We start from the raw sequence: 22021 nt of genomic DNA on the forward strand, positions 1-22021 counted from the left end.
AATGGAAAAGGAAATATTAGAGCAGGGATTGAATCACAACCGGAGAAAGTTTCTTTCCAGACTAAGCTTAGGCATAGGAAGCGTTGCATTGGGTTCCTTGATGATTCCGGATTTGTTCTCAGGTAAAAGTGCAAGTGAAGAGGCCATCATGCAGGCCCTTCCTCATTTTGCACCGAAGGCCAAGCGAATCATTTATTTGTTTCAAAACGGAGCTCCCTCCCAGTTGGAAACCTTTGATTACAAGCCCTTATTGACCAAAAACTTTGGACAGGAACTCCCTGAATCCATTCGAATGGGGCAGCGATTGACCGGAATGACCGCAGGTCAAAGCTCTTTCCCATTGGTAGGTTCCTACTTCGAATTCAATCAATATGGACAAAGTAGAGCCTGGATTTCCTCTCTCTTCCCTCATTTGTCCTCAGTCGTGGACGACTTGTGTATTGTCAAATCCATGCATACTGAAGCGATCAATCACGATCCTGCATTGACCTTCTTCCAGACTGGAGCCCAAGTGGGCAATCGCCCCAGCATGGGTTCCTGGCTTAGCTATGGCCTGGGAAGTGAAAATGAAAATCTTCCTGCCTTCTGCGTTCTGCTCAGCCGCGGCAAAGGGAATGGGCAAGGTGTATATTCCAAGCTTTGGTCCAATGGGTTTTTAGATGCAAGGCATCAGGGAGTCCAGTTTTCCAACTCGGAAGACCCCGTGCTCTACCTCTCTGACCCAGATGGAATGACTAGGGATCAGCGCAGAAAAATGCTGGACCACATAGCGGCAATGAACGATCTAAACTATAGGGAATTCAACGATCCGCAGATCACCACCAAAGTGCAGCAATACGAAATGGCCTTTCGCATGCAGACAGCTGTACCGGAAATCACGGACGTAAGTAAAGAACCCGATAGCATTGTAAAGCTCTATGGACCGGAATGTTTGGTACCCGGCACGTATGCCGCCAATTGCTTATTGGCTAGAAAACTCTCCGAAAATGGCGTTCGATTTGTTCAGCTTTATCATCAGGGATGGGATGCCCATGATAATCTCCCAAATCAAATGATCGGTCAGGCAAAAGATGTGGACCAGGCCTCCGCCGCCTTGATTACCGACCTCAAGCAAAGAGGCTTATTGGACGAAACATTGGTGATTTGGGGAGGAGAATTTGGGCGAACGAATTATTGTCAGGGCAAAATCGCACCTGCCAACTATGGTAGGGATCATCATCCTAGAGCCTTCTCCATTTTTATGGCAGGAGGAGGCGTCAAGTCAGGAATAGTTTATGGAGAAACGGATGACTTTGGATACAATATCACCGAAAACCCCGTGCATGTGCATGATTTCCAAGCCACAGTGCTTCATCTGATGGGAATAGATCATGAAAAACTGATCTACAAGCATTTGGGAAGACGGTATCGACTGACCGATGTCCATGGCCATGTAGTCAAAGACCTGATTGCCTGATTTATGAGGCAGTATTCGAACGCAATTTATTGGCTGGAAAATCTCCTGTTTTTTTGGGGAGGTTTGACCCTGATTTTGATTTTTGGGGGAGATTCGCTCCAAGTGCCAGCATGGGTACAGGTATTAGGAAGGCTTCATCCTGTTATTCTGCATTTTCCCTTAGTCATACTCTTGATGGCTGTTGGAGTCTTTTGGGTGGGGGAAAAAAGCTGGAAAGACCAAGGCAGAAAGCTACTTCTTTTGGGAGCAAACCTAGCCGGAGTCACTGTGGTAGCAGGTTTGATTCTGGCTACTGAAGACTACGAGGGAGATTCACTGAATTGGCATAAATGGCTGGGAATCATTTCCTTGTTTATATCTATCGGAATCTACTTTTCAAGTAAAAAATCTAGCAAAGCCCTCAAGTTTTCTACTTCAGCTTTGGCCCTTGTTTTGGTCTTGACCGGGCACTTTGGAGCCAACCTTACCCATGGGGAGGATTTCCTTTTTGAACCGCTTTTGGCAAAAGAAACCAAAACCGTCAATCTCCAAGAAGCAGAGGTCTTTGCCCATTTGGTACAACCTATTCTGGAGACCAAATGCGTTGCTTGTCACAAAGAAGGGAAAATCAAGGGAGAACTGAGATTGGATCAGATTTCGGGAATTCAGAAGGGAGGAAAAAGCGGTCCGTTTGTAGTGGCAGGCGATCCATCTGCTTCTCTCTTTTTCCAACGGATTCATTTGCCCCTCGAGGACGAAGAGCACATGCCTCCCAAAAACAAAGCACAGCTAACCGATGAGGAGATGGAAATCCTGGAGCAGTGGGTAGCTCAGGGAGCTACTTTTGATCAGAAAGTGAGCGATTTACCGAGTGATACTCCCTTGTTCCAGCTGGCATCGAATCGGTTTTCTGCAGAATCTTCCTATGACTTCGCCTCAGCAAGTGCTGATAAGGTGGAAAAACTCAATAATTTTTTCAGAAAAGTAAAGCCTATTTATCCGGGTTCGCCGGCTTTGGAGGTGGCTTATTTTGGAAGTTCTGCATTTGATCCCAATTCCCTGAATGATCTGAAATCAGTCAAGGATCAGATCGTAAAAGTCAATCTCAACCGAATGCCACTTAAAGGCGTGAATTTGGATGTTTTAAGTGGTCTTCCCCACTTGGAAGAGCTTCAGCTTAACTTTTCAGAAGTGAGTTCGAACCAATTAAAAACTCTTGAGGGAAATCCTTCCTTGCGTAGGCTGGCGATTTCAGGAAATAGCTTGGGCCCCGAAATCATACCCATTTTGGAGTCTTTTCCCAATTTAACTCACCTTTATTTTTGGCAAAGCACCCTATCTGATGAAGAGAAGAAAAAGCTCACTTCTTTGCTTTCTGGAGTTGAAATTGACTTTGGGTTTGACGCCAGTGAGGTAGTCTACCAACTGAATCCTCCCAAGATTGAATACAAGCAACTGATGTTTGAGAATGCTACGGAAGTCAGCATCAAGCACCCTATTTCTACTGTTCAAATCAGATATACTTTGGATGAAACTGAGCCTGACAGCCTTAATTCCCCGCTTTATTCTGGCCCTTTTCCAATAGATAAAACTTCTACCATAAGAACCAAGGCATTTGCCGCTGAGTGGATAAGCAGTGCGGAAGATAAAGTGGTCCTTTTCAAAAAAGGGAATTCACCAAAATCCTGGAATCTCCTTACCCTACCCAATCCCAAATACAAGGCGAATGGAGCACCAACCTTGTTTGACGGAATCAAGGGAAAAGCCAATCATACTTCCGGAGAATGGCTTGGCTATTCTGAACAAGCCATGGAGCTAGAAATTTTTCTAGAAGAAGGCCAATCTCCTAAAAATCTAAAGATCGGACTTCTCCTCCACGAAGGAGCCTATATTTTCCCTCCCGAAAAGGCGGAATATTGGATAGGAAATGGAAATGGGTGGAAAAAGTTGGATTCTGATCCACCTATGATTTCTGAAAAAATTCAGGAGGCCCGATTCGACTTACTCAGTCAAAATCTGCCCCAAGAGGACTTTGATCGAATCAAAATCAAACTCAGTCCAATTCAACGTCTGCCTGCATGGCATCCCGGTGCAGGAGCAAAAGGGTGGGTATTTGTAGATGAGATTTACCTGTATTAATCTGCTCAACCGATGAAAGAGGAGCCTTTCAAAAAATATTTTCGAGCCGTTGAAGAAAAGTTAACCTTAGCCTTTCATCAGGAGAGCGAAATCCAAAAAGCAGCCCAGTGGGTTGCTGACTGCATTCAATCCGAAGGATGGATTTATACCTCAGGTACTGGACACTCACACATGATGGCAGAGGAGATCTTTTATCGGGCGGGAGGTTTTGCTCGGGTAAGGCCCATCTTGGACCCTCCGTTAATGCTTCATGAAGATGCTTCAGGTAGCACGGAGATCGAGCGAAAGGAAGGCTACGCCGAAAAACTATTTGAAGGTTATAGCCTGTGCGGAAAAGATGTATTTATCATTTCTTCCAATTCCGGAAGAAATCCTGTCAGTATTGAGATGGCTCAATTGGCTCAAAAAGCTGGTGCAAAAGTCATTACGATCACCAATCTTGCCCATAGCCGATCCGTGGATTCCCGGCACTCCTCCGGCTTGAAGCTTTTTCAGGTTTCGGATGTCTTCTTGGACAATTTTGGAGAAATCGGAGACGCATCCATTGATTTTGAGGGCCTTCCTACCAAAGTTGGGGCAACCTCCACGGTAGTAGGAGCCGCACTTCTTCAGGCCATTATGGTCCAGGCAGCAGGGATTCTCTTGAGAAATGGGATTCGGCCAGAAATATTCAACAGCTCCAACTCAGATGAAGGAGAAGTCCAAAATGACCTTTTGATCGCCAAATACAAGTCCGTGGTCCGAGGTCTTTAAAACGCTCCACCTGAATTTCTGAACCTAGTCAGCAGGCTTTCGATAATTAAATCCGCCAAACTGATAGGTAAGCCGAGGAAGCTCTTTTTTCCTCAAAAGAAAGACAAACCTATCCCACTCCTCAGCTCGGAATCTTTTCATTTCATCCTCTTTTGCCAAAGAGGCCCATTTGGGATCTCCTGCCCAAGCTCTTTCTACATAGCCAAGCATTTTTGGCAAAAGATAATACTCCATCATTTCGGGACTTTTTACCGTTTCAGTCCAAAGCTGTCCTGAAACCCCTAGAATATTGGATTTCCCTTTTTCCGTAAGGCGAGTAAACCTTTCTTCAGCCTCATCCCAGTTCCACTCATTGCCATCAATCGTCTGATCATGTGAAAGGTAAAGCTTGCCCGGCACGGTTTTCCAAGCCTGATAAGTATCCACTACCCCACTCCAAGTATGCCCTCGCTCATCCGGGTCCCAATTGTAAGCTAGATCAAAGTAGAAATTTGCACTGGAGCATATCACTACTGGATAGCCTGCATTAGCCAATTTGTAGGCCATGTCCTCCCCTCCCCAGCCGGCTACTGCATTCCAGGCATACAATCTCCAATTTTGGTCAGAAAACTTTTCATTGGGAACAATCTGCTTTCCTTCATGGCTTTGCCCAATTTCTTCCCAACCTCCATGACCAATTCCTTCCTTCTTAAGCAATTGGGCTACTCGATACCGGAAATAATCATTCAAGTCTTCCCGCTTTATTTCAGGATTTTTGGCCAAAAAATCATCACAAATCGGCGAAGCTTTCCATGCGCCCCTAGGTACTTCATCCCCTCCCGTATGCCAAGTCTGCAAAGGAACTTGAGCTTCCTGATAAATGGTTTTGATCTCCTGAATCAGTTTTTCATAGAAAGTGTAAGTAGATTCCTGACAGACACAAACTGTATTTCCTTTAAAATTCTGGGCAGATAGGTAAACAGATCGATCATCAGGATCTGCCAAGCGATAGCGAAGTGCCTCATCTGGCTTCCCTGCTTTCATCAAATCCCGATATCGCTTCTCCATCGCCAGAATCGCTGCCCGGGAGTGCGCAGGAACTCCCAACTCAGGGATCACTTCGATGTGAAGGGAATGGGCGTAGGCTAAAATCTCTTTAAAGTCTTCGCGGGAGTAAAACCCAGTTCCGCTTGGACTTTGTTCAGGATAGGCCCCAGAACCATAATAAGGCCATAGAAAGTCCTTTTCTTCTTTGGAAAACCCACGTCTACTTCCAAACTCGGTCAATTCCGGTAAACCGGGAATTTCAATTCTCCATCCCTCATCATTTGCCAAATTGAAATGAAAGACATTCAACTTATAAAAAGACATCAAATCCAACACTTTGAATATCTGTTCTTTGGGCTGAAAATTACGAGCGACATCCAAAAACAAGCCTCGGTATCCATAAGAAGGTTCGTCTTCAATTTCCACCTGAGGAAGAAGCAATTCATCTGTTCCCTCTCCCCAAAAATCGGCCGGCATCATGGCCAAAAAGGATTGAACTCCATATAGTGCTCCTTGTGGAAATGAGGCAGAAATGGCAACCTTTCGATCCTCAATCCGAATTCGGTAAGCCTCCTTGGCCAATCCCTCCACTCGATTAACCTGAATAGTAATTGGTCTTTCTTCTCGATTTACTTTGGGTTTATAGCCCTTTTTGATTCCCTGCAAAAGAAATGAGGCAACCTGTGCAAACTCTGGATCGCCTACTACTCCCAAACCGGTATTTTTCACCCGAATACTAGGACCCGTATATTTCCATTGCTTTGGTGATGGCAAAAACGGAGGAAGCTGATTTTCTTCCCATTCCTTTTTCGGAAGGAGTGTTTGATTTTGACCTATTGGAATGGAAGAACCTTCTGCCATTTGAATTAACTCTTCTCTACTTATCGAGGCAGTTTGGTATTCTTTGACTTCGAAAAATGACCCATTGGCTTGTTCAAAAATCAGGGCTTCAGGCGCATAGGAATTTTTCAAAAATGAACCTTGACTTCTGTAAGGGATGACCAAAGTTTCTCCGGGTGCAATTGCCGGTGACTTGGATTTTCCCTCAATTACAAAAAAATCTCCCTGCAAATGTCGAAATCGTAAGTCCTCATGGCGGGACTGAGTGGCCACAGAAATGAAAATCGTATTGAAATAAAGATTCCATCCTCCCTCGATTGTTTGGTCAGAAGTATTGGTAAGGGAAAGTTTGGCTTCATGATATCCTTGATCTCCAAAATGATTTTCAATCAAGTCCCAGCGGGCAGATACTTGTCCGAAAGATCGCAAGGAACAGAGCACTAGAAACATAATGAGTAATATTTTAGCGGATTGCTTCATGGCTTAATCAAATGATGGAACGAACAAGATTAATAAGATTCACTGAAATAAATTAAATGACATTTTTTAAGAGTTAATTGGATTTTTTTATGAGACCAAAATTACCTAGTTTAAGCATTGCAGATCGAGCTCCATTTTTAACCTGATTTTATGAATCAAAACTTAATCAGAAAACAGGCCGTAGTTTATTTTTCGGATATCGTGGGCTATACCCGATTAATGGGAAAGGATGAAGACGGGGCTTTTCAGCTAATGAAAGAAAACCTCGAAGCCCATCAAATGACTTTTTCCAAGTACGGAGGCCAAATAATCAAAGAATTGGGAGATGGAATTCTTGGTGTTTTCGAAAGCCCCGAGGGAGCTCTTCAGGCATCTTTGGAAATTCAGAAAGAGTGCATTTCAAAAGGGAAATTCCAGCTAAGAATAGGGCTACACTGTGGAGATATTATTTTTGACCATGGGGATGTTTTCGGTGATGCAGTCAATCAAAGTTCCCGGATTCAAAGCGTGGGAGTCCCCTCCAGCATCCTGCTTTCCGACCAACTCCTTCACCGCCTTGGGGAAAACACTATTTTCCAGACTGTACGATTGGGAGGATTCAATCTAAAAAATGTTGAGCATAAGGTAGAACTCCACGCACTCACCAATGAACCTCTGGAAATTCCCAAGAGAGCAGATGTTCTTCAAAACATTAAATATCAGGAGCGAAACCCTTGGAAATATTGGGTGGGCATCGGAGTAGTTTTTCTCTTGCTCACCATGGTCACCTATTCAGTTTTTTGGCAAGATTCTGTTTGGGAAAAGGACAAATCCGTAGCGGTTTTACCTTTTGTCAATCTAAATGGAGATCCAGAACTTGATTATTTCACTGATGGATTGACGGAAAACATAATCGGACAATTAACCAAAATCAACTCCATCAAAGCCATTGCTTATTCGACTATGGCGGAATACAAAGGATCCACCCTTCCTATGGATTCACTCGCCAAAACACTGGATGTGAGCACCATCCTTAAAGGCACCATAGAGCAATTAAACTCGGGGTTTAGGTTTAAACTGCAATTGGTCGATGCAGATGAAAATAAAAACATCTGGACAGATGAATATATCCGGCAAGGCAGAGATATCACCCAACTCCAAAATGATGTTGCACGAGATATAGCAAGAGTCTTGGATGCCCAGTTGACTGCTGAGGAATCCATCCAAATAGGCAAGGGAGAAACTTCCAATGCGGAAGCGTATGACTTGGTCTTTAAAGCAAAGCAGCTGTATTACGCCGGCTTTGGAGATCCGAGTTTGTTTTTCGAAGCAGCTGAATTACTCAAAAAAGCCATCGAATTAGATCCTAATTATGCTTTAGCCTATACTTGGTTGGCCAAAACTTATTTTCAAATTGCCTTCGATGAACCTAAAGGCCCATGGTATGACCTGAGTCTGGAAATGAGCTCAAAGGCATTGGAATTGGAACCTAAATTGGCGGAAGGCTATGGGGCAAGAGGTATGGTATATTATGATTTGGGAGAATATACCAAAGCAAAAAACTCGATGGAGACTGCCTTATCTTTTCAGCCTAATTTGAGCGATGCGATTGGAAATCTGGCGACAATCAATTTTGCCAGCGGCAATTTGCTTGAGGCAGTGAATCTTCAGAAAAAAGCTGCCGACTTGGGGCCAAGTTCTCATATACCCTATCAAAATATTGGCTGGGTTTATAAAATACTAGGCAGACTGGATGAGGCCATTCAATACTTCGACCGATCCTTGGCAATCAGCAAAAGTCAAACTACCTACGAGCTAAAAGCCAATTCCCTGATAGAGCTGGGGAAAAAGAATGAAGCCTTATCCATTTTAGAAAATATCCCTTTTCAGGACAGTTCTGAATATAATGTAAGGGCAGCAGGTGCCATTCTCTACTATTCCCAAGAATATGACTCTGCATTTAAGGTTTGGAAAATCTCTATTGAGCGAAATCTGAAATCCGGATTTGACAAATTCTACAGTACACCGATCAATTATGGATTTTTGTTGAAGCAAAGAGGTGAGGACAAGTTTGCAGATTCTCTGCTTAACGCCATCATTCAGGTTAAGATCGAAGCCATGAGTTTGGGCTCGGAAGAATATTACTTGCCCTTGGAAATATCCACTGCCTATGCAGCAAAAAACCAAGTTCCAGAGGCAATCAAATACCTTCAAATCGCTTACGAAAGAGGTTGGCGAGATTATTTTTTCACTGAGTTCAACCCTACTTTTGACAAACTAAAAGAGGACATTAGATACAAAAAGATCATCTCTCAAATAAGAGATGATCTTGATCGAATTAATCAGGAATTGGCTTCTAGCTCACTTGAAAGGGAAAAGTAATTTTAAGGTTTAAGGCGTTTTCATAAATACCAGAAAAGACAAACCCTGAACCAAAACATCTTTGTTGGTCATACAGTCATTATTTCAATAAAATCCAGCTATGAATACTTTTTAAGGAAAATCACCTTTCGGGAACAGGATAAGAGGTCCCAAGTGAATCTACTATTGAAGTTTTCGTATTCAGATTTCCCTGAGTTAAATGCAATAAGCCAGACATCAAACCAGCCGAAAGCGATGTTCCTTCCATAACAGCATATTTATTGTTCTCTGGATAAGTAGTAAAAATATAACTACCGGGCACCACCCAATCAATCGGAGGACTACCAAAATTCGAGAAATAAGAATACTCTGTACTACCAGTTGGGTAATCAATTTTAAATGATCCAATTGTGAAAATATTTTCTCCCTCAGCACAAGCAGGTAAATATTGACTAGCAGAAACAGGAGAGTTTCCATCAAAAGCATTACCTGCAGCTATTGAGAAAAGAAAACCCCCTCTTGCCATTCTCCTAATTATTGGGTAAAGACCGTATTGGTAACAATTTCTCACCTTATTTCCTAAACTGAGATTAATAATATCTCCAGGCTCGCCTCTTCTGCGAATGATGAGATTGAGCGCTTGAATAATATGAGAGTATCTAGCTTCTGCAAATTCCCCAAAAACTTTCAATGAAACCAGTTCAGCTCCAGGAGAAACGCCAGTCATTCCAATAAGTGTTGGGTCTTCTGGAAAATTAATATTAGCGGGAATGGCAGCAATTAAGCCAGCCATAGCCGTACCATGCCCCCATTTATCATTTCCCGGTGATCCGTCGACATAGGATTTACTTAGCCTCATGTTAACCAAACCAAGCAAATCCTGATGATTAGAATCGATCCCAGAATCAATTAACCATACTTTGGCATCCGATGCGTTAGAAGTATCTGAAAGCTGTCCACCACCTAAATATAAAACCGCATCACTGGTATAGCCCTTCACATTATAGCCCCATTGAGGGTTTTCCTGCATCCTAGCCCTAATTGTTTGGGGTAAAGCACCTCCCCCATTTTGCATTCTTGCCCTTGGGTTTTGCAGGTAGAAATAGAAGTCAGCTTGGACATCATCAATATTTCCTTGACCTTTTTCCGAAATGATCTTCTTGATTATGGTTTCTGAGGAATCTTCAAAAATAAAACCTGAGGCAGCCTCTACAAAGATTTGTTCTGCCTTGAGATCCAATCCATATTGTTTCCCAAAATCAACAATAGTATTGATTTTGGCCATAGCAGCTTTTTCAAATATATCAGGATTTTCTTTACTCGAATCAGAAGGAAATTCATCGATTATCGGCTTGAATTTTTCATGATTCAAGAAAACTAGATAGGAATTTTTGATCACTGAAGAGTCTGGAATTCCAAAAGGATTTAAACTTTCTAATTCAATGCTCGAGAGTTTGATTTCCTTTTCAGAACAACTAGAAAGGAAAATAGAAACAGCGATAAATAATACTAGATTTTTCATAGTGAAAAGCTTAATAGTTAAAAGTCAAAGGTTTATAAATATCTAAAAAATTACATAGAAATAATTCAAATTTTCTCAATGAATTCTAATTTCAGAAGTCAAAAATTACAAATCGAAGACCAAAATCAAATTTCGATTTGCAATTCGATAAATTTTTCAGAAGAAAAATTAACTTAAAATCACATTTCAATTAACCCAACCAATGACCATCGACCACCGATCCAAAATCCTTAGCAACCGATACCTCGCCCTGGATGTACTGCGAGGCATGACCATTGCTTTTATGATTATCGTCAATACGCCCGGAGACTGGGGAAATCTATATGGACCTCTAGCACATGCAGATTGGCATGGATTCACCCCCACCGACTTGGTGTTTCCGACTTTCTTATTTGTAGTTGGTAATGCGATGAGTTTCGCCTTAAAAAAGCTTAAGGACATGAGTCCCGGTCAGTTTTACAAAAAGGTCTTCAAGCGGGCTTTTCTTATCTTCCTGATAGGATGGTTGCTCAATGCCTTCCCTTTCTTTGATTACAATGAAGCAGAAGAAATTGTCTTTATCGATCTTTCAGAAGTTCGGTTGGTTGGAGTATTGCAGAGAATTGCGTTTTGTTATCTACTTGCCGCTTTAATCCTCTATTGGGGAGGAGAAAAATTAGGATGGATTTTTTCTGGCGCGGCTCTGATTCTTTATTGGCCGATCATGTATTTCTTTGGGGATGCAGGAGACCCTTACAGCCTTACAGGCAATGCACAAATTAAGCTGGACCTTGCACTGATCGGAGAAAAGAGAATGTATATGGGAGAAGGAATTCCTTTTGACCCGGAAGGAATTCTCAGTACGCTCACCTCATCGGTCAACGTGATTGCAGGCTTTTTGGTAGGTAAATTCATTCAGAAAAATGGAAATACACTGAAAACCGTGCGTTTCCTCGTCATTTTGGGTGTAGTCAGCATCGCGGTAAGCTACTTTTGGGACATCTTCTTTCCGATCAACAAGAAAATCTGGACTAGTCCATATGTCCTCTTAACCGTGGGTTGGGATCTGATTCTTTTGGGCTTCTTGGTTTTTGTTGTGGAAATCAGAAAATGGTCCGGTTGGACGTACTTCTTCCAGGCATTTGGAAGAAATCCGTTGATTCTCTATGTACTTTCCGGCGTGGTCATTTCTATCTTTTCCATGATTCCCGTGGGAGAAAGTTCACTTCAAGGATGGATTTACGAAAATTTTTATACTTCGTGGTTGAGTCCCAAAAATGCATCCTTCCTCTTTGCAATCTCCTATATGTTATTGATTTGGGTGATTGGATATGCCATGGACAAGCGCAAGATTTACATCAAAGTCTAGGATTCTCCCCTTGATTCCCTGACTGATGGCAGACTTATTTGTAAATTGAAGAATTGTAAACCTAAACTTTTCCTGGATGCAACTCAAAATTGGAGTCTACAACATTGCTTGGATGAGAGATCTATTCGATTCGGATGGATCTCCAAAAACCACCGGTAAAGAAGGGGACCGAAGTAAACATCTTGCCCAAATTATTCAGGCGATCGATCCTGACTTTTTGGGAATTGTAGAAGGGCCGAATACACTAGTCAACGGCACCAAAACCGCATCAGCTCAGCTGGAGGCTTGGACTCAAGAGTTTATTCCGGACAAAGTCTTTAAAGGCGTGCATGGTTTTCCTTCTCCAGGTCAGCAAGAGCTGTGTGCCATATACAAGCCAGACAAAGTCCAAGCGGTTTTCACCCCCGAAACAGCAGAAGACAAACGGTTTGATCAGCCCTTCTTGATGGATACAACAGACAGGCTGATAAAAGAGCAATACAAACATTATCGTCCCCCTTTGGAATTGAGTCTGTTGGATACCCAAAACAGATTTCTCACGCGGATCATCATTGCCCATACCAAATCCAAAGGAATATTTGACAAGGTGGACTTCGCCCGATATGAAAAACTATCCCAGCGGGATAGACTCAGGCTCTTTGCCGAATGTGCCCACATTCGACAGAGATGTGACGAATACTTGGAAAAAAATCACCCTGTAATTGTTATGGGAGATATCAACGACGGGTTTGAGCTGGACTTTTACGAAAATCGATTCTCCAAAAGTGCAGTGGAAATCTTACTCGGGGACCTTTGGAAGCCGGAATGGATACTAAAACCCGTCCTTCCCAAACCCAATCTAAATGCCCATGGATGGACTCCCAACTCCTCTCGCTTCACCGACAAAATCACCAAGGACCAATTCAATGTGCTCATAGACCACATTCTGGTCAGCAGACAGATTCAGGTCGTGGAGGGAAAAGTCTGGAATCCTTATTTGGAAAAATCCGATACTGTGATTCAGGCTATTCGCTCCCAGCTTCTTGATGTCTCTGATCATTTTCCAATTGTTTCCACCCTAAATTTTCCCTAGACCATGGACCCAGCCGCCCAAACTATGATTGACAACTTGCAAAAAAATACAGGAAAATCCCTGGAAGAATGGATTGCAATCGTTCAGAAACAAAACCTAGGAAAGCACGGAGAAATCCTCAAATTTCTGAAGACCGAGCATGGATTTACCCATGGCTATGCCAATCTGGTAGCTCACAAAGCCTTAAAATCGGATGCGGGATCTGCAGAGGACTCCAATGATCTTGTCAAAAAGCAATACATGGGTAAAGAACACTTCTGGCCCGTTTTTGAAAAGCTGAAAGCCGAAATCGAGTCATTTGGAAAGGACGTGGAATTCGCTCCCAAAAACGCCTATGTCAGCGTCAAACGCAAGAAGCAATTTGCCATGCTGATCCCAGCTTCCAAAACACGCTTCGAAATCGGAATTAATCTCAAAGGACAATCCCCAGAGGGAATATTGGAAGCAGAAACCAAATCCAATGCCATGTGCAGTCACAAAGTCACCATCAACCACGAAGAACAAATCACTGGAGAGGTAATTGATTGGCTGAAAAAGGCCTATACTGCCGCAGGATAAATCCCAAAAAACAATTCATCTGTTTGCTAGTTCTGATTCTCAGATTAACTTTGCCATCGATAATGGAAAACACCAATAGAAATATTGAATTTTTTGCGACTTCACAGCATGCCCCCATGCTGCATCATTTCCATCATTCCTCTTGAGAGGAATACATTTACACCCAGACCCGGTGGTGCCGATGACAGGGATTCGGCCATTCACCAAATTTTATTAAATCAAAAACTTTACTAGCGTAACTTGTCCCCATGGAACAAATAATCCGCATTGCCGTGCAGAAAAGCGGCCGATTATCCGATGACTCACTCAGCCTGATCAAAGAGTGTGGAATCAAATTTTACAACGGAACCGGAAAGCTGAAATCTACCGCAACCAATTTTCCGGTCGAATTCCTTTTTCTCAGAGACGATGACATTCCTGGCTATGTGGCAGACGGCGTGGCAGACCTGGGAATAGTCGGTGAAAATGAACTCGTCGAAAAAGACAAAGATGTCCTCACGCTCAAAAAGCTGGGATTTTCCAAATGCCGTCTTTCCTTGGCCATTCCGAAAGGCCAAGAATATCCAGGAATTCACTATTTCCAAGGAAAAAGCATTGCGACATCCTATCCCAAAATCCTCGACGATTATCTCAAATCCCATCAAATTGAGGCTGAAATCCACGAAATCAGTGGTTCAGTAGAGATCGCTCCAAGCATTGGCCTGGCTGAGGGAATCTGTGACATCGTGAGTTCAGGTTCTACCTTGCTGATGAACGGGCTGAAGGAAGTGGAAGAGATTTTCAAATCCGAAGCGGTATTGATCGGAAATCATGATATGGCCGATTGGAAAAAAGCCATAGTGGACAAATTGCTTTTCCGGATCAATGCTGTCCAAAAAGGGAAAAGCAATAAATACGTCCTCATGAATGTGCCCAACGCATCCATTTCAAGAGTGATCGAATTGATCCCTGGGATGAGAAGCCCTACAATTCTCCCTTTAGCCCAAGAGGGATGGTCCTCCGTGCATTCTGTATTGAGTGAGGATCAGTTTTGGGAAAATATTGAAGAACTCCGCGCAGCAGGTGCTGAAGGAATATTGGTAGTTCCAATCGAAAAAATGGTCATTTAAGAAGAAAGCTAAACAAGAATCTTATGAAACTTTTGGTCAATCCTAGCCCGGACAAGTGGACAAAGCAACTGGCTAGACCTGTACAGAAAAGCAAAGAGATCAATAAAATCGTCAAGCCCATCCTCAAAAAGGTAGAACGTACAGGCGATAAGGCGCTGTTCAAATTTGCCCAGGAATATGATCATGTAAGTTTGGATCAGCTTGTAGTCACTCCTGCGGAAATCGAAGCGGCCACAGCCTTAGTCAGCAAAGATTTGAAAGAGGCGATCCATACCGCCCAAACCAATATTGAGAAATTTCATGCGGCCCAAGCAAGTGAGGAATTGATTCTGGAAGTCATGCCCGGTGTAACCTGCAAAAGAAAAAGCGTGCCAATTCAGCGGGTAGGATTATATGTACCGGGTGGCACTGCTCCCCTTTTCAGTACCGTATTGATGCTTGGAGTCCCAGCCAAACTTGCGGGATGCAAGGAAATTGTGCTCTGCACCCCACCAAATCGGGAAGGAAAAATCCATCCTGCTATTCTATATACTGCAAATCGGATTGGCATTACCAAAATCATCAAAGTGGGAGGAGCCCAGGCAGTGGCGGCGTTCACCTTTGGCACCAATTCCGTGCCTAAAGTGGATAAAATATTCGGTCCAGGAAATCAATACGTTACCGGTGCCAAGCAACTAGCCACTAAATATGGGGTAGCTATTGACATGCCTGCGGGACCTTCTGAGGTTTTGGTCTATGCGGATGAATCTGCCGTGCCGGCATTTGTAGCCTCCGACTTACTTTCTCAGGCCGAGCATGGAGTGGATTCTCAAGTGGTCTTGGTGACACCTTCGGAGAAGTTTGCCAAAAAGGTCCTCAAAGAAATCAATACCCAGCTCGAAGAACTTTCCCGAAAGGACATTGCCTTCAAAGCCCTCCAAAACTCCACAGCTGTGGTAATGGAAGATTCCTCAGCTGCCATTGATCTGATCAATGACTATGCCCCTGAGCACCTGATCATCGCCGTGGAAAACGAGGAAGAAACAGTTAATGCGATTTACAATGCTGGATCGGTATTTATTGGCAATTACACTCCTGAGTCAGCTGGTGATTATGCTTCGGGCACCAATCACACTCTGCCAACCTACGGATATGCAAGAAACTACAGCGGGGTATCTCTGGATAGCTTTGTGAAAAAAATGACCTACCAAAAGATCACCCCCGAAGGATTGAAACTGCTGGGTCCAGCTGTTGAAATCATGGCAGCCAATGAACAGCTTGACGCGCACAAAAATGCAGTTACTGTAAGACTTAACTACCTGAAAGAAAACAAAAAATGAGCTTCGATCTAAACTCATTATTGAGAGCGCATATCCTTCGACTTCAGCCTTATACTTCAGCTAGAGACGAGTACACCGGAAAGGAAGGTATCTTCCTTGATGCCAATGAAAATCCTTTTGGTTCGATCACTTTAGCCGATTATAACCGCTATCCTGACCCTTACCAAAGTGCGCTAAAGGAGGAAATAGCTAAAATCAAAGGAGTAAGACCAACTCAGATCTTTTTGGGAAATGGTTCGGATGAGGCTATTGATTTGTTGTATCGAGCCTTTTGCAATCCTGGTAAGGATAATGTCATCCTTCTGCCTCCCACCTATGGGATGTATGAAGTGAGTGCAAATATCAATGATGTGGAAATCCGCAAGGTTTCACTAACCACAGACTTCCAACTTCAGCCGGATAAAATCCTGGCAGCTGCGGATGATCACTCTAAAATCCTTTTTATCTGCTCCCCCAATAATCCCTCTGCAAACAAAATGAAGCGGGAGGACATCCTGTTTCTTCTGGAAAAATTTCCGGGACTTGTGGTAGTAGATGAAGCATATATCGACTTCAGCGATGAGCCGAGCTTCACCACAGAACTTGATCGATTTCCCAATCTATTGGTAATGCAGACCTTCTCCAAAGCTTGGGGATTGGCTTCTCTCAGACTGGGAATGGCATTTGGCAGTGAGGAGTTGATTCGGATTTTGAATAAAATCAAGCCGCCTTACAATATTTCCGGCTTGACGCAGGAGACGGTATTGGCCGCAATCCAAGACAAGGTAAAAGTCGACCGGATGATAAAGGAAATTCTTTCCGAGAGGGGTCTTCTTCAGAATCAATTGGAAAAGCTGCCTTTTGTGCAGAAGATCCATCCCAGTCATGCTAACTTTCTCTTGGTTCAAGTACCAGAAGCCAACAAGGTTTATGATGATCTGATTAAGGAAAAAATCATTGTGAGAAACCGCGCCAAGGTTTTGCTTTGCGAGGATTGTCTACGCATCACTGTGGGTACAAGGGCTGAAAATGAAGCGTTTTTGGAAGCATTCCAAAAGGTGTGTTCGTGAATTGGAAGTTTGAAATCCAACCTGTTTTGAAAAACTTAAATCGAGCAATAAAGGCCAAAATTGATACTTCAGCTCGTAAATCGTAATTCCAAAATCAAAAATGAAAAGAGTATTATTTATAGATCGGGATGGAACCATTATCAAAGAACCACCCACGGACTTTCAGGTAGACAGCCTAGAAAAGCTGGAATTCCTCCCGAAAGCTATTTCCAACCTTCGGAAAATTGCAGAAGAAACAGACTACGAACTCGTCTTGGTTACCAATCAGGACGGTTTGGGTACGGATTCTTTTCCTGAAAAAGACTTCTGGCCGGCACAATACAAAATGCTCAAGACTCTGGAACAGGAAAATGTCTTTTTCAAGGCTATTCACGTGGACCGGACATTTGAGCATGAAAATGCTCCTACCCGCAAACCACGTACGGGGCTTTTGACCGAATACTTTAACGATGAATATGATTTAGCTAATTCATACGTGATAGGGGATCGGTTTACCGATGTGCAGCTTGCGCAAAATTTGGGAGCCAAAGCCATCTTTATCGGAGATCCAAATCCCGATGCCGCACTTTCCACCAAAGACTGGGATGAGATCTATTCTTTCCTGAAAATGCCTCCTCGACAGGCAGAAGTCAAAAGAACCACCTCTGAAACAGACATCTACATCAAATTGAACCTTGACGGAAGTGGAAAATGCGACATTTCCACAGGCTTGCATTTCTTCGATCACATGCTGGAGCAATTGGGCAAGCATGGAAGTACTGACCTGGAAATCAAGGTGAAAGGGGATCTACACATTGATGAGCATCATACGATTGAAGACACGGCTTTGGCTTTAGGTGAAGCCTATCTAAAGGCTTTGGGAGATAAAAAAGGCATTTACCGCTATGGATTTATGCTTCCAATGGACGATGCTTTGGCACAGGTAGCTATTGATTTCGGAGGACGCCCCTGGATTGTCTGGGATGCCAAGTATACCCGCGAAAAAGTCGGAGATATGCCCACGGAGCTCTTTTTCCACTTTTTCAAATCCTTCTCCGACACAGCAAAGTGCAATCTGAATATCAAAGTGGAGGGAGACAATGAACATCACAAGATCGAGGCTACCTTCAAAGGTCTCGCACGAGCTATCAAAATGGCCGTAATGCGGGATCCAAGAAATATCAACCAACTCCCAAGTACCAAAGGAGTTCTATGAAAAAGAAAAGCTGCCAAGGCAGCTTTTTTTGTGTCTTTTAAGAAATTTTTTATTCCATTTTTGAAATTGTTTTTGTTTATTTCGTTATGAAACGACTTCATCATATTCTTACGGGTTTGGCTATACTTTTACTGGTCTCCTGCAGTGCCGACCCTGCCGAGATTGAGGCCTTGTACCAAAGCGGTCAATATGAAAGAGCAATTGAGGCCATCAATCGTAGGCTATTCCTCCATGTCAACGAAATCAAATCCATTCATATCCGAGCTAGGTGTTATGAGGAATTGGGAAAAACCAAAGAAGCCATTGCAGACTACGAAACGATTATTTCCATCGATCCAGCTTATGCTCAGGCTCATGCAGGGATCGGAAAAATCCTTTTCGAAAAAGAATACTATAGACAAGCAGAGCTCCCTATACTCAAAGCTTCAAGTTTAGACCCAGAGGATTTTGAAATCCTTTACTTAGCAGGCAGGTCCCAGCTGATGGTCAAAAACTGGGAGAGGGCCGAAAATTTCCTTAAACTGGCCCAAACTATGAATCCGGACTTTGCAGAAACCTACTACTATATGGGAATGGCAAGAGCAGGTCGAGGTGACATCTATGGAGCAGCCGCCTCCTTCAACACCTATTTGAAGAAGGAACCTGACAACATTACTGCACGATATAACCGGGGTTTTGCTTTGCTCAAGATCGGTTATTTGCCATGGGCTTTAGAGGATTTTGACTTTGTACTCAAAAACCGTCCTGACCATATCGAGGCCTTAGGCAAAAAGGGCATTTGCATGGCTCGAATGGGCAATCCCGAAGGATGCCAACTGATCAAAGAAGCAGCAGAGAAAGGAAGCGACTATGCCCTGAATAAGATGGAAGAGTTTTGCTCCTGAGTTTAACTTAATAGTCGCTCGCTGACTGCTTTTTTATAGTTTGGCAAGGCATTCTCAGTCAGGCCAAGAAACAGATAAGGCTCGATCAGTTCCAGTTCCATCAGATGAAATACCCCGTCAATTAAGACTCCATCAACTCTTCCATAGAGTGTGCCTTTTCCAAATTCATTCATCAGTCGCTGGGCGGGAACAAGCAATTCAGGCCCCGGCTGAATTACCTGAATCGTCCCCCCAAAGTAATGCTGTACCCGAAAATCTTCTTTAGCCGGAGTTTTCAATACCGCATGGGAAAAAGAACCATTGAAGAATAGTAAAGAATACTCTCCGACCTCAGCTACTTCTTTGACAAATGGCTGAGCTAAAAAGTCCTCCATTTCGAGAAGCTGAGCCACCTTTTCCTTAAAATCATCCCATCGATTTACAGGGATTTTAAGGGTGTTTTTTGCCCCTCCACTCACCACTGGTTTGATGACCAAGGTATCCGACTTTATTTTTTGAAGAATCCGGTCCAAATCTGGGGTGGAGCCTTTTTCCAACAAAACACCCGCTATAGTAGGAAAGCCTTTTGACTCGATCTCCAAAAGATATCTTTTATCAGAATTCCAACGAATCAAATCCAAATCATTCAATACCTGAAGGCCTAAAGCCTGTATTTGATCCATCCAAGCCAAAAATTCGGGATAATAATCAAAGTAATCCCAGACAGATTTGATCAATAAATGGGAAAAATTGGACCAATTCACTTCAGGGTCAGACCAAGCGACGATTTGATGAGAAAGCCCTAATTCCTTCAAAACTTGAGAAAGAAGTTGGTCTTCATCAATAGTATTGGCGTCGTATGCACCTGTAGAAAAATAGCTGACTATGGCAATATGGGGATTCATTAGGGTAATTTTTGCCGCAAAACTAGACGATCTCCAAGATTCAGGCTGACCACTCCTCAAAAAATCCACGTGAACTCTTACTTTTGAGCTTTGAAGCACTATGAACCACCGAAAACTCGTCATCATTCCCACCTACAATGAACTGGAGAATATCCGGGAAATGGTGCTTGCTGTAATGGGACTTGAGGGAGAATTTGAACTCCTGATCATTGACGATGGATCTCCTGACGGAACCGCAAGTGTGGTAAAAAATCTTCAACAAGACTTTTCAAACAGACTTCACCTTTTAGAAAGAAAAGGAAAGCTAGGCTTGGGCACCGCCTACATCACTGGCTTCAAATGGGCCTTGGAAAAAGGCTATGATTTCATTTTTGAAATGGACTGCGATTTTTCCCATAATCCCAATGACCTTATCCGCCTTTACGATGCCGTTAAAGACCAATCATTTGACTTGGCAATTGGATCACGATACATCACTGGAGTAAATGTGGTCAATTGGCCAATAGGTAGGGTTTTGATGTCTTATTTCGCCAGCGTATATGTCAAATTTATCACCGGTCTTCCTATCAAAGATGCCACGGCTGGTTTTAAGTGCTATCACAAAAGTGTCTTGAAAGGAATCAATTTGGACGAAATTAGATTCATTGGCTATGCCTTCCAGATCGAAATGAAGTTCACAGCTTGGAAACTGGGATTCAAGTTGATCGAAGTTCCGATCATTTTCACGGACCGAACCAGAGGAGAATCCAAGATGAGCCCAAAAATCTTCAAGGAAGCGGTTTTTGGCGTGATTTGGATGAAAATCAAAAGTATTTTTTCCCCCTATCGCCTCAATCAAAGCGAATAGACTTAATTGGGTCAACTCTGGAAATCACCAAAACGGGAATCCATAGTACCAAAGCAGTTAAAATCGCAATCCCAATATTCAACAGAATAAATACTGGCCAATTCCAATCAATGGGAACATAGCTCATATAGTAATTGGTCGGATCTAGTGGAATCAAGCGAAAGGTATCCTGCAAAAAGCCGATCCCTAAGCCAATAACATTTCCAATCACGAGCCCTCTTCCCAAAATCTTCATCCCATTCCAGAAAAATATTCTCCGAATTTGGGCATTTCGGGCTCCCATGGCCTTCAGCAATCCGATCATCTGAGTTCGCTCCATGATCAGGATAAACAAAATTGCTCCCATATTGAAAATGGCCACAAAGCCAATCAGAGAGATAAATACCACCACATTGGTATCAAGAAGGCTTAGCCAGTCAAAAATTTCCAGAAACCGATCACGGCTGTCAATCAGTTTTAAGTCAAAATCCAATTTATTTTCTATCAAGGGCAAATATTCATCAGCCTTCAATGCATCATCCACAAAAATCTCCAGACCACCTACTTGGTCCTTGGTCCAGCTATTGAGATTCCGGATGGTTTGTAACTCCCCGATTACAATCTTTTCATCGAAATTTTCCAGATACGTCTCAAATATCCCCACCACTTCCACTCTTCTGAAGCGCGGAGGGTCCTGCACAAAATAGAGCGTCACCCGATCTCCAACACTAAGGAGCAGCTTATTGGCCACCAGCTTACTGAGCATAACTTCATTGCTGACTCCAGTATCCGGAATGGTAAGCATTCGTCCTTCGACCAGATTCTTTTTGAATTCCAGTGTATCAAAATCCTTCCCTACCCCTTTCATCAGGATTCCTTCCACCTCTTCCTCTCCTTTCATCAGGGCTGCTTTATGTCCGAAGGACTGAATTCGCTTAATGAAGGGAAATTGATCTGAAGATTGAGTGAATTCTGACTGAAAAGAAAAAGGTGCCTCTTCAAAGGCATTGCTCATCTGAAAGCGCTGCACCTGAAAGTGTCCGGTAAAACTATACACCCGATCGGAAACGGTCTTTTGAAACCCGCCCAAAATCATGAAGGCCAGAATGGCCACTCCTAAACCCAAACCTAAACTGCCGACTGCAATGCGATGAATGGTCCCAGAAAAACCCCCGGCCTGCTTAAAACTGATTCTTTTGGCAATGAAATAGGAAAGGTTCAAGGGACTCGGTTAAATTTGTT

The 22021-nt window shown here is 43.1% G+C and carries 17 protein-coding genes; 13 read left to right on the top strand and 4 right to left on the bottom strand.

The genetic code is table 11. The features are described from left to right. Position 1 precedes the first annotated feature (1 nt). Genes AAA942_RS03980 through AAA942_RS03990 form a run of 3 tightly spaced genes read left to right on the top strand, consistent with a single transcriptional unit; the run spans position 2 to position 4327 of the window. Positions 2-1456 carry a DUF1501 domain-containing protein gene (locus AAA942_RS03980; RefSeq protein ID WP_338218939.1) on the top strand — a complete coding sequence of 485 codons (1455 nt, stop codon included), beginning with the start codon at positions 2-4 and terminating at the stop codon, positions 1454-1456. Positions 1457-1459: 3 nt separating this feature from the next. After that, positions 1460-3574, top strand: coding sequence for a c-type cytochrome domain-containing protein (locus AAA942_RS03985; protein WP_338218940.1), 2115 nt, complete (start codon positions 1460-1462; stop codon positions 3572-3574). A gap of 12 nt (positions 3575-3586) precedes the next feature. Further along, complete coding sequence (locus AAA942_RS03990) at positions 3587-4327, top strand: SIS domain-containing protein (protein WP_338218941.1); 741 nt, start codon at positions 3587-3589, stop codon at positions 4325-4327. 24 nt (positions 4328-4351) lie between these two features. Here AAA942_RS03990 and AAA942_RS03995 read toward each other — a convergent pair whose 3' ends face one another. Further along, on the bottom strand, positions 4352-6673 hold the full coding sequence (locus tag AAA942_RS03995; protein WP_338218942.1) for a family 20 glycosylhydrolase: 2322 nt from the start codon (positions 6671-6673) through the stop codon (positions 4352-4354). A gap of 150 nt (positions 6674-6823) precedes the next feature. Here AAA942_RS03995 and AAA942_RS04000 point away from each other — a divergent pair, with 150 nt between their 5' ends. Further along, the gene (locus AAA942_RS04000) at positions 6824-9034 is read left to right on the top strand and encodes a tetratricopeptide repeat protein (protein WP_338218943.1); all 2211 of its coding nucleotides are present in this window, start codon (positions 6824-6826) and stop codon (positions 9032-9034) included. Positions 9035-9155: 121 nt separating this feature from the next. Here AAA942_RS04000 and AAA942_RS04005 read toward each other — a convergent pair whose 3' ends face one another. After that, entirely contained in the window at positions 9156-10535 is a 1380-nt protein-coding gene (locus tag AAA942_RS04005; protein WP_338218944.1) for a S8 family peptidase, read from the bottom strand. Positions 10536-10737: 202 nt separating this feature from the next. Here AAA942_RS04005 and AAA942_RS04010 point away from each other — a divergent pair, with 202 nt between their 5' ends. The 8 genes from AAA942_RS04010 to AAA942_RS04045 all read left to right on the top strand — a co-directional run bounded on the left by AAA942_RS04010 (position 10738) and on the right by AAA942_RS04045 (position 19069). Further along, the gene (locus AAA942_RS04010) at positions 10738-11883 is read left to right on the top strand and encodes an acyltransferase family protein (RefSeq protein ID WP_338218945.1); all 1146 of its coding nucleotides are present in this window, start codon (positions 10738-10740) and stop codon (positions 11881-11883) included. A gap of 76 nt (positions 11884-11959) precedes the next feature. Continuing rightward, complete coding sequence (locus tag AAA942_RS04015; protein ID WP_338218946.1) at positions 11960-12955, top strand: endonuclease/exonuclease/phosphatase family protein; 996 nt, start codon at positions 11960-11962, stop codon at positions 12953-12955. 24 nt (positions 12956-12979) lie between these two features. Next, complete coding sequence (locus AAA942_RS04020) at positions 12980-13513, top strand: DUF4287 domain-containing protein (RefSeq protein WP_338218947.1); 534 nt, start codon at positions 12980-12982, stop codon at positions 13511-13513. 248 nt (positions 13514-13761) lie between these two features. Further along, positions 13762-14622, top strand: coding sequence for an ATP phosphoribosyltransferase (hisG, locus tag AAA942_RS04025; RefSeq protein ID WP_338218948.1), 861 nt, complete (start codon positions 13762-13764; stop codon positions 14620-14622). Between the two features lie 23 nt (positions 14623-14645). After that, on the top strand, positions 14646-15941 hold the full coding sequence (hisD, locus tag AAA942_RS04030) for a histidinol dehydrogenase (protein ID WP_338218949.1): 1296 nt from the start codon (positions 14646-14648) through the stop codon (positions 15939-15941). Further along, the gene (gene hisC / locus AAA942_RS04035; protein WP_338218950.1) at positions 15938-16990 is read left to right on the top strand and encodes a histidinol-phosphate transaminase; all 1053 of its coding nucleotides are present in this window, start codon (positions 15938-15940) and stop codon (positions 16988-16990) included. The genes hisD and hisC overlap by 4 nt, the downstream gene beginning before the upstream one ends. A 100-nt stretch (positions 16991-17090) precedes the next feature. Then, entirely contained in the window at positions 17091-18185 is a 1095-nt protein-coding gene (gene hisB / locus AAA942_RS04040; protein WP_338218951.1) for a bifunctional histidinol-phosphatase/imidazoleglycerol-phosphate dehydratase HisB, read from the top strand. An 86-nt stretch (positions 18186-18271) separates the two neighbouring features. Then, on the top strand, positions 18272-19069 hold the full coding sequence (locus AAA942_RS04045; protein WP_338218952.1) for a tetratricopeptide repeat protein: 798 nt from the start codon (positions 18272-18274) through the stop codon (positions 19067-19069). A 2-nt stretch (positions 19070-19071) separates the two neighbouring features. Here AAA942_RS04045 and AAA942_RS04050 read toward each other — a convergent pair whose 3' ends face one another. Further along, complete coding sequence (locus tag AAA942_RS04050) at positions 19072-19953, bottom strand: ATP-grasp domain-containing protein (protein ID WP_338218953.1); 882 nt, start codon at positions 19951-19953, stop codon at positions 19072-19074. 100 nt (positions 19954-20053) lie between these two features. On the opposite strand from AAA942_RS04050, the gene AAA942_RS04055 reads away from it, so the two are divergent. Further along, complete coding sequence (locus AAA942_RS04055) at positions 20054-20800, top strand: polyprenol monophosphomannose synthase (RefSeq protein WP_338218954.1); 747 nt, start codon at positions 20054-20056, stop codon at positions 20798-20800. On the opposite strand, the gene AAA942_RS04060 is transcribed toward AAA942_RS04055, so the two are convergent. Next, positions 20784-22001: an ABC transporter permease gene (locus AAA942_RS04060; protein WP_338218955.1), complete on the bottom strand. Its 1218-nt coding sequence runs from the start codon at positions 21999-22001 to the stop codon at positions 20784-20786. The two genes, AAA942_RS04055 and AAA942_RS04060, sit on opposite strands and share 17 nt — an antisense overlap. Positions 22002-22021: the final 20 nt, after the last annotated feature.

Source organism: Algoriphagus sp. oki45, from assembly GCF_036245605.1.
Lineage (GTDB): Bacteria > Bacteroidota > Bacteroidia > Cytophagales > Cyclobacteriaceae > Algoriphagus.